Annotated in this window: 14 protein-coding genes; 13 read left to right on the forward strand and 1 reads right to left on the reverse strand. The window is 67.3% G+C overall.

Translation table 11 applies throughout. The features are described 5' to 3' along the window. Positions 1-424 precede the first annotated feature (424 nt). Positions 425-1414: a dTDP-glucose 4,6-dehydratase gene (gene rfbB / locus ACIBBH_RS35570; protein WP_399411947.1), complete on the forward strand. Its 990-nt coding sequence runs from the start codon at positions 425-427 to the stop codon at positions 1412-1414. 67 nt (positions 1415-1481) lie between these two features. After that, positions 1482-2357, forward strand: a complete 876-nt coding sequence (gene rfbA, locus ACIBBH_RS35575) for a glucose-1-phosphate thymidylyltransferase RfbA (RefSeq protein ID WP_399411949.1) — start codon at positions 1482-1484, stop codon at positions 2355-2357. A gap of 391 nt (positions 2358-2748) precedes the next feature. On the opposite strand, the gene ACIBBH_RS35580 is transcribed toward rfbA, so the two are convergent. Next, positions 2749-3486 carry a TetR/AcrR family transcriptional regulator gene (locus ACIBBH_RS35580; RefSeq protein ID WP_399411951.1) on the reverse strand — a complete coding sequence of 246 codons (738 nt, stop codon included), beginning with the start codon at positions 3484-3486 and terminating at the stop codon, positions 2749-2751. A gap of 156 nt (positions 3487-3642) precedes the next feature. Here ACIBBH_RS35580 and ACIBBH_RS35585 point away from each other — a divergent pair, with 156 nt between their 5' ends. The 11 genes from ACIBBH_RS35585 (at position 3643) to ACIBBH_RS35635 (ending at position 15561) form a co-directional block, all read left to right on the forward strand. Continuing rightward, positions 3643-5181 carry a DHA2 family efflux MFS transporter permease subunit gene (locus ACIBBH_RS35585; RefSeq protein WP_399411953.1) on the forward strand — a complete coding sequence of 513 codons (1539 nt, stop codon included), beginning with the start codon at positions 3643-3645 and terminating at the stop codon, positions 5179-5181. 393 nt (positions 5182-5574) lie between these two features. Next, a complete protein-coding gene (locus ACIBBH_RS35590; protein ID WP_399411955.1) occupies positions 5575-6930 on the forward strand; it encodes an acyltransferase in 1356 nt (451 codons plus the stop codon). Positions 6931-7076: 146 nt separating this feature from the next. After that, positions 7077-7325 carry an acyl carrier protein gene (locus tag ACIBBH_RS35595; protein ID WP_399411957.1) on the forward strand — a complete coding sequence of 83 codons (249 nt, stop codon included), beginning with the start codon at positions 7077-7079 and terminating at the stop codon, positions 7323-7325. Beyond that, on the forward strand, positions 7322-8401 hold the full coding sequence (locus ACIBBH_RS35600) for a beta-ketoacyl synthase N-terminal-like domain-containing protein (RefSeq protein WP_399411959.1): 1080 nt from the start codon (positions 7322-7324) through the stop codon (positions 8399-8401). Before ACIBBH_RS35595 ends, ACIBBH_RS35600 begins: the two co-directional genes overlap by 4 nt. A gap of 108 nt (positions 8402-8509) precedes the next feature. After that, positions 8510-9760, forward strand: coding sequence for a beta-ketoacyl-[acyl-carrier-protein] synthase family protein (locus ACIBBH_RS35605; RefSeq protein ID WP_399411961.1), 1251 nt, complete (start codon positions 8510-8512; stop codon positions 9758-9760). 47 nt (positions 9761-9807) lie between these two features. Next, entirely contained in the window at positions 9808-10851 is a 1044-nt protein-coding gene (locus tag ACIBBH_RS35610) for an aldo/keto reductase (RefSeq protein WP_399411963.1), read from the forward strand. 57 nt (positions 10852-10908) lie between these two features. Then, positions 10909-12069 carry a nucleotide disphospho-sugar-binding domain-containing protein gene (locus ACIBBH_RS35615; protein WP_399411964.1) on the forward strand — a complete coding sequence of 387 codons (1161 nt, stop codon included), beginning with the start codon at positions 10909-10911 and terminating at the stop codon, positions 12067-12069. Positions 12070-12078: 9 nt separating this feature from the next. Continuing rightward, positions 12079-12837, forward strand: a complete 759-nt coding sequence (locus ACIBBH_RS35620) for an NAD-dependent epimerase/dehydratase family protein (protein WP_399411966.1) — start codon at positions 12079-12081, stop codon at positions 12835-12837. Beyond that, positions 12834-13808, forward strand: coding sequence for a Gfo/Idh/MocA family protein (locus ACIBBH_RS35625; protein WP_399411968.1), 975 nt, complete (start codon positions 12834-12836; stop codon positions 13806-13808). The genes ACIBBH_RS35620 and ACIBBH_RS35625 overlap by 4 nt, the downstream gene beginning before the upstream one ends. Continuing rightward, the gene (locus tag ACIBBH_RS35630; RefSeq protein ID WP_399411970.1) at positions 13805-14758 is read left to right on the forward strand and encodes a 3-oxoacyl-[acyl-carrier-protein] synthase III C-terminal domain-containing protein; all 954 of its coding nucleotides are present in this window, start codon (positions 13805-13807) and stop codon (positions 14756-14758) included. Before ACIBBH_RS35625 ends, ACIBBH_RS35630 begins: the two co-directional genes overlap by 4 nt. Next, positions 14755-15561: a hypothetical protein gene (locus ACIBBH_RS35635; RefSeq protein ID WP_399411972.1), complete on the forward strand. Its 807-nt coding sequence runs from the start codon at positions 14755-14757 to the stop codon at positions 15559-15561. Before ACIBBH_RS35630 ends, ACIBBH_RS35635 begins: the two co-directional genes overlap by 4 nt. Positions 15562-15574: the final 13 nt, after the last annotated feature.

Consider the following 15574-nt stretch of genomic DNA (forward strand, 5'->3'; position numbering starts at 1 on the left):
CCGGAGAAGTCACCCCAGCCCTCGGAGCTCGAACGGCTCCAGCGCAAGGTCGCCCACCTCGAGAAGGAGGTGGCCTAGCGGGACACGGCGCTTGAGGTGCTGGGAAAAACACGCGCGCTCTTGGAGATGCTCTCCGAGAGAGCGGACTGAAGCCTGCGGACGACCATCTGGCCTCCGGTGTCGACGCGTTGGCCCCGAAATTGGGGATCGTGGAGGCTTGCCGACCTGAGAGGCCGGTCCTGGGTCACCCACCTGCACCCCGCGCCCCCGGCCTAAGACGCCCCGTCCCGCCGGGAACTCCCCGGTGCGGGCAGTCTCGCGCGTGTGCCATTTCGCCCTGAGCCGTGCATGTTCCACGCATTCTCCTTCGCAGGGGCCGGCGACGGCCGTTCCGGACCTGTCAGGACTTGAGAGAGGTACCTCCATGCGCATTCTCGTTACCGGTGCTGCCGGATTCATCGGCTCCAACTATGTACGAAAACTGCTGTCCGCCGCTTATCCCTCCATGCGCGGTGTTCAGGTCACGGTACTCGACAAGCTGACGTACGCAGGCAATCCGGACAACCTCGCGCCCGTGCGGTCGCACCCCGGCCTGACATTCGTCCGGGGCGACATCTGCGACGCCGCGCTGCTCGCCGAGGTGCTGCCCGGCCACGACGCGGTGGTCAACTTCGCAGCGGAGACGCACGTCGACCGCTCGATCGATGGATCCGCCGACTTCGTGCACACCAACGTCATGGGGACGTACGTCCTACTGGAGGCGGTGAGGGCGGCGCGCGTCCCGCGCGTGGTTCATGTCTCCACGGACGAGGTCTACGGCTCGATCGACGAGGGGTCGTGGACCGAGGACAGCCCGCTGCGGCCCAACTCCCCCTACGCCGCATCCAAAGCCGGTGGCGACCTGCTGGTCCGGGCGTTCGCGCGCACGCACGGGCTCGACGTCAGCGTCACCCGGTGCAGCAACAACTACGGGCCCTACCAGTACCCGGAGAAGGTCATCCCGCTGTTCGTGACGAACCTTCTCGACGGTGGGACGGTCCCGTTGTACGGGGACGGTCTCAACGTCCGGGACTGGCTGCACGTGGACGACCACTGCCGCGGTATCCAGCTGGTACTGGACAAGGGCCTCCCTGGCGAGGTCTACAACATCGGCGGTGGCGAGGAACTGACGAACCATCAGCTGACCGGGCTGCTGCTGGAGGCCTGCGGAGCCGGGCCCGAGCAGGTACGCATGGTCGCCGACCGGCTCGGTCACGACCGCCGCTACTCCCTCGACGACAGCAGGCTGCGCGCTCTGGGCTACGTCCCCGAGGTCCCGTTCAGGGAGGGTCTTGAGCAGACCGTCGCCTGGTACCGCGACAACCCGCAGTGGTGGCGCCCGCTGCGCGGGGCCGACGCCGTGGCCAGGTCGTGACCGGCCGCAGCTGCCGGACGCCCCACCAGCAGGGTCCCACCCGTACACCAGTGACGAGGAGTAGCACATGCGTGGAATCATTCTGGCCGGGGGAACGGGCAGCCGGCTGCAGCCGATCACGACCGTCTCGTCCAAGCAGCTACTCCCGGTCTACGACAAGCCGATGATCTACTACCCGCTGTCCGTCCTGATGCTGGCCGGGATCCGCGAGATCCTGATCATCAGCAATCCCGAGCACCTGGAGAGCTACCGGCTTCTCCTGGGCGACGGCGGACAGCTGGGAATCGACATCACGTACGCTGCCCAGGACCAGCCGCGCGGGCTCGCCGACGCGCTCAGAGTGGGGCGGGAGTTCATCGGCGACGAGCAGATCGCCCTGATCCTCGGCGACAACATCTTCTACTGCCACGCACTCACCGAGATTCTTCGCCGGGAGCGAGCCCGGCTCGACGGGTGCACCCTGTTCGGCTTCCCGGTCTCGGACCCCGAGCGCTACGGCGTCGCCACCGTGGACGGGGCGGGACGGATCACCTCGCTGGAGGAGAAGCCGGCCCGTCCCCGGTCCAATCTCGCCGTCACCGGCCTCTACCTCTACGACAACGAGGCGGCGGACCTGGCGGCCGGCCTGGAACCGTCGGCGCGCGGCGAACTGGAGATCACCGATCTGAACCGGATCTTTGTCGACCAGGGCAGGGCCCGGCTGATCGACCTTGGCCGCGGCAGCGCCTGGTTCGACACCGGTACGCACGACAGCCTGATGGACGCGGGCCTGTTCGTGCAGATCCTCGCCAAGCGGCAGGGCATCCGCCTCGCCTGCGTGGAGGAGGTCGCCTTCCGGATGGGCTTCATCGACGCCGGCCAGCTGGTGGTGCTCGGCAAGGCCTTCGTCGCCTCGTCGGCGTCCGACTACGGGATGTACCTGCAGGAACTGGCGGGGGTCTGACCGCACGAGCCGCCGCGCGCCGGCGGCCGGGTACGGTGGGGCTCCCGCCGCGCCCGTCCGTCTGCTAAGGATCACAAGAAGAAGATCGCCGCCGAGGAGAATCTGGACGGCAAGTACCTGCTGCGGAGGCCGACGCCGCCGATCGCCGCGAACATGCCCCCGGGTACACCACCAAGACTGACCCGTTACTGTCCGACATGGTCGCCAAGCTCCGCCGGGTGATCAACCGCCGCCCGATTCCTGCCAACCCGCCCCGGCCGGCTCACCGATCGGGAAATCCCCAGCGTCCATCGGGCGTGGGCCGCCGCCAGCCCCGACTACGGGCACTTGCTGCTTGCCTTTGGCCGTCGCAGGACCGCGCCCGATGCGTTGATCTGCGGGCTGTGGCCGGTCAGGCGAGGCGGGCGAGACTGGCCGCGATGCTGTCCAGCACCCGGGCGAGGCCGTACTGGAAGCGTGCGTCCGGCTCCATGTGCGGAGTCATGGTCTCGGTGAGTACCCGGGTGAACATCGGGTACTTGCCGGTGGCGACCAGCTGCTTCGCATACGGCTTGCTCTGTCGCATCCACTCCTTCATGTCCATCTTGGTCCTGCGCGCTTCCTCCAGCCATCCGACTTCGTTGCGTACGAAGCTCTCGACATAGCTGTTGTACAGGCCGATAAGGCTGAGCAGTTCGTCGACCTGAAGGTCGAACTCGGCGAGCGCGCCGAGCACGAACTCCTGCTGACGCAGCGAGTTGGGCCCCCAGATCGGGTGGCCGTGCGTCCAGGCGGTGGCGAGCCAGGGGTGGCGGAGCCACAGGGCGCGCTTCTCGTTGGCTGCTGCCGCCAGCGAGGCCCGCCAATCGGGGCCGGGTTGTTCCGGGAGCTGGGTCTCGCCGATCACCTCGTCGACCATCAGCTCGATGAGGTCTTCCTTGCTGGGGACGTAGTAGTAGAGGGACATCGCGCCGGCGCCGATCTCGGCCGCGATCCGGCGCATCGAGGCCGCCTCCAGGCCCTCCGAATCGGCGATCTTGATGGCCGCTCGCACGATCTGGTCGCGGCTGAGCGTCCGCTGTGCCCGCGCGGTCCGCCGGTCCGCCGGCTCCGGACGCATCCAGATGCTCACGGGTTTGTTCTCGTTCATCGCACGCTCCACTCCCTATCTGTCGTACAGCGTACCAACTATGCTACGCTCGACTTCGTACGGTGTACGAAGATGCTGGGATCAAGGATGTGAGGCGCCATGTCAGACGGAGATGTCGTTGCGATCGGGGCTCCCGCCATGGCGTCAGCCAGGCCGGTGCCGAAGCACCGCGGTTTCGGCGTGCTGGCGGTGCTGATCGGCCTGACGCTCTCGATGCTGGATCAGGTCATCGTGGGCACGGCGCTGCCGACGATCGTCGGTGAACTCGGGGGACTCAACGAGCTGTCCTGGGTGGTGACGGCCTATCTGGTGGCCAGCGCGGCGGTGATCCCGATCTGGGGCAAGCTGAGTGACCTCTACGGTCGTCGAGGCACCTTCATCACCGCGATCGTGGTCTTCCTGGTCGGTTCTCTGCTCTCGGGCCTGGCGCAGAGCATGACCCAGATCATCGTCTTCCGTGCGCTGCAAGGTTTGGGCTCGGCCGGCCTGATGGTCGGTACCTTCACGCTCATCGGTCATCTGGCGACCGGTCCGGCTGACCGGATCCGGATGCAGACCATGATCGGCATCGTCATGCCGCTTGCCATGGGCACCGGGCCGATGCTCGGCGGCCTGCTCACCGAACACGTCGGCTGGCGCTGGTCGTTCTTCATCAACGTTCCGCTGTGCCTGGTCGCGCTCGCGGCCAGCGCTGTGGGCATCCCGCGCAGCCCTCGCCGTCCGAAGGTCAGGATCGACCTGCTCGGCAGTGTGCAACTCACCGGCGGCGTCGTGGCGCTGACCCTGCTGCTCAGCTGGGCGGGTACCCGGTACTCGTGGGACTCGGCCCCGATCATCGGGTTGGGCGTGGCCGCCGCCGTGCTGCTGGCCACGCTGCCGCTGGTCGAGCGCCGGGCCGTGGAGCCGATCCTGCCGTCCCGGCTCTTCCATACCCGCGACTTCACGCTCTCCCAGGTGTTGGGTCTGCTGGTGGGCGCCGGCTTGCTCGGTGCCCTGGTGTACTTTCCGCAGTACTTGCAGCAGGTACTGGACGTCTCACCCACCACCAGTGGACTGCTGCTGCTGCCGTTCCTGATCGGCATGATCATCATGGAGCTGGTCGTCGCCCGACTGGTCGTCCGGACCGGTCCGCTGAGGCTCTATCCGGTCGTCGGCGCCATCGTTGCGGCGGCCGGCGTCCTGTTGCTGCTGTTGCTGGGTACGGGGACCGGCCTCGTCACCGCCACTCTGCTGCCTCTGCTGGCCGGGCTCGGCATCGGTGTGTTGATGCAGAGTTCGCTGATCATCTCGTTCGCCTGCCAGACGGATCAGCGCGACCTCGGAGCGGCGAGCGGAATGATCAACCTGTTCCGTGCGGTCGGCGGATCGCTGGGCGTCGCCCTGCTCGGTTCGCTCTACACGAACCGACTGGAGCACGTCCTCACCAGCCGACTCGGTGCCAAGGCCGGCCACGCGCTCGCCGCGGCCAGCGGTCAGAGCACTCCCGCCGAGATCCGTGCCCTGCCCGCGCGCACCCGCGAGGCGTTCCAGGCTGCCGTCGTGGCGGGCCTGCACAGCGTGGCCATCGGGATGACCGTGATCGGAGTGCTGGCCCTGGTGACGTCGTTCTTCTTCCGTCGCCGCCTGAACACGCCCGGCCAGCCCGGTGGAAGCCGTGACCGGAATGATGCGCCGTCCGCGCCCGATGCCGGATAGCCGTTGGCGCGCCAAGCCGAGCACGTACTCCCGTCGTAGATCGATCTACGACGGGAGTACGTGCTTCTTGCGGAGGGCGACGCCGCGGGGCCCGGCCCGGCCCGGTCTGCCCCGGCGCCGACGAGGGCTGTCGGCCGGTCCGGGACGGACGCCTGCGGCCGGCCACCGCCGGGCCGGCCGACTGAATAGCGGAGATTTAGCGAAAGCTTAGTCAACGAGTGCTTGAGTTCTTTCGCATATTCGAAGAGGCTGCTCTGCAGGGTGCGCCGAATCTTTGTTTGAATTTGCCGCATAATCCGGGCGTCGGGCAATTCAAGGAGATTCGGTTCCGGCCACTGCGGGAGCGGATCGCAGCTGACCGCATAGGCGTACTCGTCTATGAACGGAGAATATATGAGCACTCGGGTGCGGCTGCGTGAAGCATGGACGATCACATCGGGTAAAGCGCGGGACGCCGTCGTACAGTGCGGCTCGACCGACACGATGTACGTCGAGCGCTATGTGGCGGTTGCGTTTTTCTTCGAGCGAACCGTGAATGAAGAGCGCCTGGCGGACGGGCTTCGCCGTGCGCTCGACCTGGTGCCGGTCTTCGGGGGTCGGCTCCGAGCCGGCGGCGACGCGCTCGAGATCGTCTGCTCCGATGCCGGAGTGCCCATGACGGTCCTCGATGTCGATGCGTCCCTCGGTGACGCCATCCGGGAGGCGACGCATCCGGACTGGGGTCTGACCGACCGGGTCGATGTCATGAGCGAACCCCTGGAAATGCGCCCGCTCCTGACGGTGCGGGTGTGCCGGTTGGCCGACGGTGCCACAACTCTGGGGTGCACGTGGAACCACTCAGTGGGCGACATGCGCAGCTTCATGCAGTTCATTCGCGTCTGGTCGGCACTCGTCGAAGGGACAACACCCCCAGAGGTACTCACAGTTGATGACCGGGAAGGCTATCTGGACCGCGTCCTGCCGCAGGAGGACTCCGGACAGCCGATCTGTCAGCCGCTGAGTCGGGACGAGTCGGCGGGGCAGGTACGCAGGATGCCCTCCATGCGGGAGGCCAACGGAACCGTTCAGATCTACTTCGGCGATGACGAGGTGCGCCGGATGCGGCAGTTGTTCGGCGGCGAGTCCTCGCGACCCCTCTCAACGAACGACGTGCTCTGCGCGCACCTGGTGACCGCGTTCCGGGGTATGGAGGCGCATCCCGTCCCTTGGAACCTGTCGATACCCGTCGACCTCCGTCCTCGTCTCGGCGTTCCGACTGGGTTTCTGGGCAATCTCGTCCAGTCCATGTTCCTCCCGTGTCCGCCGACGGGAACGGCCGGCGTACTCGCGGCCCACATTCGGTCCGGGCTGGATGATTTCATGCAGTCACATCTCTGCATGCGTTCCGATCGCGCCTTTGTCGGACCCGTCGGGCGTTCCCGCTTCCACCGCTGTGCTCCGGTGGCCTTCGACCCTGCGCACCGGACATTCATTGTGACGAACTGGACCCGCATGGGCGTGTACGACGTCGCATTCGACGGGCAGTACCCGGCCGTCTTCAGCCCGGTCGTCAGCTCCCGGGCTCCGCTGTCGTGGTTGGGCTTCCTCAACAGAGGGTTCGGTGATACGGGGTTCCTGCTCACCGCAGTGGTCCCGGCACGGCTCGCCGAACACCTGCGGAGTCCGGAGGGCCGGGCGGCGATCCACCGCTTCGGCGATCCGGCAGCGGAACGTCCGGCCCGTGCCGTGCTCGCGCCAGATGTCATCTGACGGCGAGCGACAGCCGGATTTAGCGTTCGCGCGCTGCAAGCTAGTGAAAACATAGAATTCTTCAGCTTGAACTTTGCTGGAGTTCCGAAGAAGCTGTCGGATGACATCCGGTGAAGTGGTTTCAGTGATTAGAACTGGAGGCGGGCATGGCGGTTGTGACGCCAGACGAAAAGCAGCTCATCAAGGGGATCGTCTGCGATATTCTGGAGCTCGAGGGCGATGAGATCGCTGATGACAGTCTGTTCGTCGAGGACCACGACGCCGATTCGATGAGGCTTATCGAGATTCTCTCCTCTCTCGAACTGAACCTCAGGGTGACCATCGAGCAGTCGGAACTCTCCCGAATGGTGAACCTCCAGGGGGTCTACGAGGTCATCGGGAACATCGATCGATGAGCAAGGTCGATTCGGCGGGTTCCGGCCTCGCCATCATCGGGTGGGCGGTGACCTCGCCCTTCGGCATCGGTCGGTCGGTATTCTCCGAAGGACTGGCCGCCGGGCGTTTCACGGAGCGGGCGATCGAGCAGGGGCAGGGGCCGACCGAGACGGCCTGCCTGGTTCCGGATTTCGACTCGCGGGCCGTCCTGGGAAAGAAGGGCACCCGGATGATGAACCGGGTTACCGGGATGGCGGTCTCGACCATTGGGGATCTGCTCCGGGAATTGAACAGCGACCGGCTTGATCCGGACACGACCGGACTGGTCGTCGGGACGACGGTCGGGAGTGCGCAGAGCACCATCGACTTCACGCGTGGCTCGCTCACCGGCGAGCGGCCTTTCCATGTCGAGCCGGGCCTCATCCCGTACGCGGTGATGAATGGGGCGGCCGGACAGTGTGCCATCTGGCACGGGGTCAAGGGGCCGAACGCCACGCTGGCCGCCGGTCGGTCGGCCGGCCTGCTCGCGCTCAACTACGCCCGCCGACTCCTGCTCACCGGCCGGGCGGGAACTGTACTGTGCGGTGCCGCCGAGGAGTATTCGGCGGCCCGTGCCTGGATCGCCGAGCGCAGTGCCGGAAACGATGCCCCCGGCGCTGTGCTCGGTGAAGGTTGCGCGATGTTCGCGCTGACCGGTGAGCCCACGGACGAGCCGCCGCTCGCCACCTTGCTCGCGGTGAAGGCGATGACCTGCAGTGACGGGGACTGGTATGCGACCGTCCGCCGATGCACCGAGCTGGCGATGGCGGCGGCCGGCGTGCAGCCCTCTGACGTGTGGATGGCCAGCCCGTCCGGCGCCGTCGGTGCGGGTGGGCAGGCCGAGCGTGCCGCGCTAGGTGATCTCTTCGAGGTCGGTGATCGGCTGGTCTCCCTCACCGAGCTGATCGGAGAGACTCACGCCGCGTCGGGGGCTCTGCAGCTCGCGGCCGTGCTCAGCCTGGCCGAGCAGAACCCGGAATCTGCCCAGCGGCTGGCTGTGGTCACCTCGACCGACGAGAGCGGCACTGTGGTGGTTTGCCTGGTGAGGCTGTCCTGAGCTGTTCCTGTGCCGGTGGCCGGGTCCTGCAGCGGTGTCCTGTTGTATCGCGTAGTTCAGATGCCCAAGGGCCCTGCTCGGGGCAGGCATTGGAGGGTTGGAACGGACATGGGTGATGTGCTTGCCGCGCATTCGCGGCCTGCCAGTGACCGGGTGGTGATTACCGGGCTCGGCGTGTTCTCCAGTATCGGTATCGGTGTGGAGGAATTCGCCGCAGGGCTGCGGGAGGGCCGCAACGGCGTCTCGTCGATCTCGGTGTTCGACACGGCCGGGTTTGCGCATGCCAACGGCTGTGAGGTGCCCGGCTTCAAGCCGGAGGAGTGGCTCGAGCGATGCTCCGTGGACGAACTCGGGCGGACCAGTCAGTTCGCTGTTGCGGCGGCCCGGATGGCGGTGCGCGACGCCGGGCTCACGGACGACGGTCTGCGCGAGCGGCGGGTGCAGATCTCGATCGGCACCACCGATGGAGAGTCGCAGGACCTGGACCACTTGGCTCAGACCTGGGTGGAGTCCGGGCCGCAGGATTGGGATCCGGAGGTGACGCGACGGGTCGGAGCCGGACGGCTGTCGGCTGCGGTCGCCAGGGAGTTGGGGCTGTCCGACGCCGAGGCGCTGACCCTGGCCACGGCTTGTTCGGCGGGCAACTACGCGATTGGCATGGGCTTTGACGCGATCCGGGTCGGTGACGCGGACATCGCACTGTGCGGTGGGGCTGATGCGATGTGCCGAAAGTCCTTCACCGCCTTCTACCGACTGGGCACCATCGCACCGGACTTCTGTCGACCGTTCGACCGGGATCGTCAGGGAATCCTGACCGGCGAGGGTGCCGGCGTGCTGGTGCTGGAGCGTCTGGACTCCGCCCTCGCCCGGGGGGCGCGGATCTATGCCGAAGTACTGGGATACGGCCTGAGCTGCGATGCCTACCACCCGGTGCAGCCTGAGCAGTCGAGTATCGCGCGCTGCATGCGCTCGGCCCTTTCGGACGCCGGTGTGCGGCCCGAGGAGGTGGACCTCGTCTCCGCCCATGGCACCGGAACGAAGACCAATGACGTGACCGAGTCCCGGGCGATACGCGAAGTATTCTCCGGGATGCCGCCGCGCACCGTCTCGCTGAAGTCCATGCTCGGCCACACCATGGGAGCAGCCAGCGCGCTGGGGGCGATCGCCTGCTCATTGGCCATCACCCATGGATTCATCCCGCCGACGATCAACCACCGGGAGACCGATCCCGAGTGCGAGATCGACTGCGTGCCCAACGAGTCCGTCCCCGCCGATCTGCGGGTCGTGCAGAACAACGGCCTGGCCTTCGCGGGCAACAATGCGGTTGTCGTGCTGGGCAAGCATCAGCCTTCGGCGTGATGTCCGCCGACGAGTTTCCGGTCGACTGGTAGAGAAGGACATGCCCGATGAAGTATTTCGTACTGGGGAAGACCGGTCTGAGGGTCTCCGAACTCTGTTTCGGCGCCGGCACCTTCGGCGCCGGCGACTGGGGAACGTCGAAGGAGGTTGCCGGCCGACTGATCGATCTGTACGCCGAAGCGGGCGGTAATTTCCTGGACACTGCCAATGTGTACGGGGGCGGTCAGTCAGAGGCGTACCTCGGCGAATTGCTGGCCGGGCGCCGGCATGAGTTCGTGCTGGCAACGAAGTACAACGCGATGACCCGACCGGGAGATGTGAACTCGGCAGGCAACCACCGGAAGAACCTGGTCAACTCGATCGAGGCGAGCTTGCGTCGGCTGAAGACCGACCATGTGGACCTGCTGTGGCTGCACGCGCGTGACGGCTTCACACCGGTCGAGGAGGTCATGCGGGCCCTGGACGACCAGGTGAAAGCCGGAAAGGTGCTGTACGTCGGCGCCTCGAACTGGCCGGCCTGGGAGATCTCCAGGGCCAACATGCTGGCCGACCTCCGCGGCTGGTCGGCTTTCGCGGCTCTCCAGATCCGGTACAACCTGCTCGAGCGCACCCCGGAGCGTGAGCTCCTTCCGATGGCGCGAAGCTGTGAGGTCAGCTCGCTCGCCTGGGGGCCCTTGGCGGAAGGACGGCTGACCGGCAAGTATCTGCGAGGCGAGGCCGGCCGCCTCAGCGCGGAGAACTGGGCAGGAGAGGCCCAGCGCGACGAGGAGATCGTCCGCGAGGTGGTCAAGATCGCTGCCGAGGGAGGGTGGAAGCCCGCCCAGGTCGCTCTCGCCTGGCTGCGCAGTCGTCCCGGAGCGGTGCATCCGATCCTTGGCGCGACCACCGAGGACCAGTTGCGTGACAACCTCGCGTGCTTGGAAGTACGGCTGGGCGAGGCGGAACTTGCCCGCCTCGACGAGATGAGCCGGATCGACCTCGGCGCCCCTCACGAACAGCTGCGCCTCCCCAAGTTCACGACGTCCTGCTACAGCGATCGCTGGCAGGACATCGCCGATCTGCATGGCCGGGGGCTGGCAGATATCCGCTGAGGAGCAGAACGCGAAAGCCGCTCCGGCGGGACGAGCTCCACGGAATCAGGAGTACTGATGCGCATCCTCTTCGTTGCCGCCGGCAGCCTCGCCACCGCGTTCGCGCTCGCCCCGGTCGCGACGGCCGGGCGCAACGCGGGCCATGCCGTCATCATGGCCGCCAACGACGATGTCATACCGGCGATCACGGGCGTGGGCCTGCCCGCGTTCTCGGTCTCGTCGCTGCCGATCGGCCACTTCGTCAACACGGACAGGTCGGGCCGGCCGGCGGAGATCCCCACGGTGCCGGAGGAGCAGATCCCCTTCACGGGACGCTGGTTCGGACGGATGGCTGCCGCCTGGCTGGATCCGCTCAGCGAGCTGGCCCGTGCCTGGCGGCCCGATGTCATCGTAGGCGGCACGATGTCGTACGCCGCCGGCCTCCTCGCCGCTCGGCTCGGCATCCCGTACGTACGCCACGCCTGGGACGCGATCGAGGCAACCGCGATCGACCGCGGAGCGGTTGAGGAACTGGAGCCGGAGCTGGCCGGATTGGGGTTGGAGTGGCTGCCAGAGCCGGAGTTGTTCATCGACGTCTGTCCGCCGAGTCTGCGGCCTCCGGAGTCCCATCCGGCGAAGCGCACCATGGGGATACGGTGGGTCCCCGTCAACGGGCAGCGACGGCTGGAGCCTTGGATGCTCGCCCGGTCCGAAAGGCCGCGGCTGTGCCTGACCACCGGCAGCCGGGTGGCGCACGACGTGGGCGACCACGACATCCGGCGCCGCTCGTACGAATTCCTGCGCTCCCAGGCGGTCGCCCTCAAGGAGCTGGACATCGACCTGGTGGTGGCCGCGCCAGACAAGGTCGGTGCGGCCCTGCGGGCGGAGGTCCCGGGCGTGCGGGCCGGATGGGTACCGCTCGATGTGCTGGCACCTACATGTGACGTGATCGTGCACCACGGAGGGGGCACCACGAGCCTGACGGCGATGACCGCCGCTGTGCCGCAGGTCGCCATTCCCCAGGGCGCCGTGCAGAATCTGGGCGCGCAACGGCTGTCCCGATACGGGGCCGCCATCACTCTCTTCGGCACTGACGGATCACCAGAAGCGATCGTCGACGCGTGCCGGGAGATCCTGGGCGATCCCTCGTACGCCGACCGCGCCCGCGCACTCTCACGGGAGATCGCCGGACTCGCCCCGCCCTCCCAAGCGGTGGACGCCATAGCCGAGTTGGTCTAGGAGATAGCAATGGAGATCATCGGCCGGGGATTCCTCGCCGGGCACCTTGCGCCGCTCGCCCACGAGCACGCCGACGCGGTGGCATTGGCCGCAGGGGTCTCATGGGCGAGCGGCACGTCCACCACCGACTTCGAACGCGAACGCGATCTGTTCCGCCAGGTGCTGGAGCGTTGCCGGGCGTCGGGCCGGACGCTGATCTTCTTCTCCACGGCCTCGGCCGGCGTCTACGGCGCCGATCGACCCGGCCGCGAGGACGACGTGGTCATGGCTCGTAGCGCCTACGGGGAGCACAAACTCGGCATGGAACGGGAGTTGCTCGACTCCGGGGTCGACTTCCTGGTACTGCGGCTGGGCCATCTCGTCGGCCCCGGCCAGCCCGCTCACCAGCTGCTTCCCACGCTGGTGAAGTCCCTCGACGCCGGGCGGATCGCGATTCAGCGCCGTGCTACCCGTGATGTGATCGACGTCGGACATGTGGTCGCCGTCATCGATCTGCTGCTGCGCCGCGGAATCCGGCGGGAGACTGTCAATGTGGCCACGGGCACGGCCGTGCCCGTGGAACACATCGTCGACCACCTGGAGTTCCGGCTCGGTCTCTCGGCCGACAGGCGGTACGAGGACACCGGGACGTCGCACCTCGTGTCGGTCGACAAGCTGCACTCACTGCTGCCCGAGGTCGGCGGGTTCGGCTTCGGCCCCGATTACTACCGGACAGTGCTCGACGGCTACCTGGCCGGGACGCGGGGCAGCGCGGAGCCGACCCCGTGACGTCACCGGTACGGATCGGGATCATGGGCTGTGCGGACATCGCCCGGCGACGGATGCTCCCGGCGATGGCGGCGGCGGACGACATCGAAGTCGTCGCGATCGCCAGCCGGACCGGCCCGACGGCGGAGGAGCTGGCGGGTGTGTACAGCTGCCGCCCGGTCACCGGGTACGACAGGCTGCTGGCGCTTCCCGAGGTGGACGCCGTGTACATTCCGCTGCCCCTGGCCCTGCACGCCCGATGGGTCGAGGCCGCCTTGCGCGCCGGGAAGCACGTCCTGGTGGAGAAACCGTTGACCGCGGATCCCCGGGAGACCCGTCGGCTGCTGGACCTGGCCTCCTCGCGAGGACTGGTCCTGATGGAGAATGTGATGTTCGTCCATCATCACCGGCACGACGCCGTCCGTCGCCTGCTGGAGCGTGGAGCCATCGGTGAACTGCGGTCGTTCCATGCCGACTTCACCATCCCACGACTCCCGGACCAGGACATCCGGTACCAGCCGGAGCTGGGCGGTGGGGCGCTGTGGGACGTCGGTCTCTACCCGGTCCGGGCTGCGATGTACTTCCTCGGCGACGACCTGGAGGTAGTCGGCGCGGTGCTCGGCGCAAGTCCGGGACGTCGGGTCGACACCTCGGGAGCCGTGTTGCTGCGGCGGCGGAACGGCGTCACGGCGCAGCTGACCTTCGGGCTTGAGCACGCCTATGCCTCCCGGTACCAGCTGTGCGGCAGCACTGGGCGCATCCAGGTGGATCGCGCTTTCACACCGCCCGCCGACCACATTCCGGTGATCCGGGTCGACAGCGGCACCGACAGCCGGGAGCTGCCACTCGCACCGGACGATCAGGTGCGCAACAGCCTCAAGGCGTTCACCGCGGCTGTGCGCACGAGGAAGGCGGACGACGCGGTGGTTCACAGCTGCATACGCCAGGCCGATCTGCTGGCACTGGTGAGTGAAGGAGGTTCTTGGAAATGATCACCCTGGAAGCAGTCGAATCCTTCTTCCCCGACCGCACGGTCACGGTGGAGGAGCGAGCGGCTGAACTCGGGCTCAACCCCGCGCAGGAGCACATGTTCCGCAGGATCCACGGGCTCGATCGGATGCACTACGACCCGGATCTGAGTCTGTACGACCTGGTGCTGCCGGCGGCCAGGAAGATCCTGGCGCAGACCGATCCTCGGTCCGTGCGATACCTGATCTACTGCCACGCGCTCCACGGCGGCCGCAGCGTGGGGCCGGAGACCGCACAGAACATCAAGCAGCTTCTGGGCCTGGAGAACGCAACCACGTTTGCACTGACCCAGCAGAACTGCGCCATCACACTCAGTGCGATCGATGTCGCCGGCGCCCTGCTCCAGGCGGACGGGGATCCCGAGGCCCGAGCGCTGGTGGTGACAGGCGACAAGCCCCGCCACCGGGCGGCGCAGCTGGTGATGAACACCTGCGTGGTCGGGGACGGATCCGCTTCCGCCCTGGTGGCCTGGAACGGCTCAGGAACGGCTGTCCGCTCCTTTGTGACGAGGACCAGGGGCGAGTTCTCGGACGGCATGATGAGTTCCCCCGCGCTGATCAGGGCCGAGTCCGAGATGCGGCCGCGCCTCATGCTCGAGGTGATGAGGGAGGCGGCGGATCGGGCGGACTGCACGCTGGACGACATCCAGGTCATCATCGCGCCCAATCCGAACACCACTCTGTGGCAGGACACGATCAAGGATGAGGCTCTGCGCAGCAAGTTCTTCTTCGACAACATCCCGCGCTACAGCCATTGCCTTGCCTCGGATGTCCTCATCAACTACGTCACTCTGGGGGAAGAGAAGCGTTTCGAACCGGACCGTCCCGCCATGTTCGTGGCGATCGGAGTCGGCATGACCTTCTCTGCCATGGTCTTCACACCGTCGTCGAACACGGGGGGACCCCGGTCATGACCTTGCGACTGCGCACCGCTGTGTCTGTGCTCAAGCCACCCGCCCCCGCGCCGGCGTCCCGCCCGGCGGCCTCCGACGGTGGGGAAGACGCCGTCGTCGCGGTCGGCGAGACACCGGACCACGAACCTGACGGGCAGCCTGCTCCGACAGGCCACACACGGCTGGTCGACCTGTTGGTCGATCAGGTACCCGAGACCGCGATGCGGCCGGACCTGGTGCTGCTCACCTACGCGCGGCCGGAGGCCAGCGGCTTCAAGACGGTGGCCTCGTATCTGAACCTGCGGACCGGCGGTGACGCGCACAGCTTCGCACTCTGCGGGCAGGACCTCGGCGCCCCCTTCAGCGCGATGCGGGTGGCCGGCGCGTACGAACGGACCGGACAGAACTCGAAGTCGCTGCTCGCGATCCTCGACTGCGCGCCGGCCGACGCGGCGGAGCAACTGGACGGTTCGCCCGCCGATTCCGGGGTCCTGCTGACCTTCGACACCAGCCCCGGACCTGGGACCGTCGACACCGTCGTCTCCGCCGGTTCCGTCGAACTAGCCGCCCGGCTCACCGAGTTGGTGCCGGACAGTGGGCGGCTCCTGGTGGTGCTTGGGCCGGGAGGCGATCCTGGCGCCGTCCCGGCGCAGGGCGCGGATCTGCACCGCGCCTCCTCGGAGGGCTACGGCACGGGCGTGTGGTCGGCGCTGGCACAGCACTGGACGCAGTGGGAGAGCGCCTATCCGGTGGTCGTCCTCTGCGACACCGAGCTCAGTTCCGATACGAGCCATCTGCTGGTGCTGCGTGCCGCGGCAGAGTAGCGAAGGAGGGGCC

Origin of the sequence: Streptomyces sp. NPDC051636 (assembly GCF_044453765.1) — a bacterium.
Classification (GTDB): Bacteria; Actinomycetota; Actinomycetes; order Streptomycetales; family Streptomycetaceae; genus Streptomyces.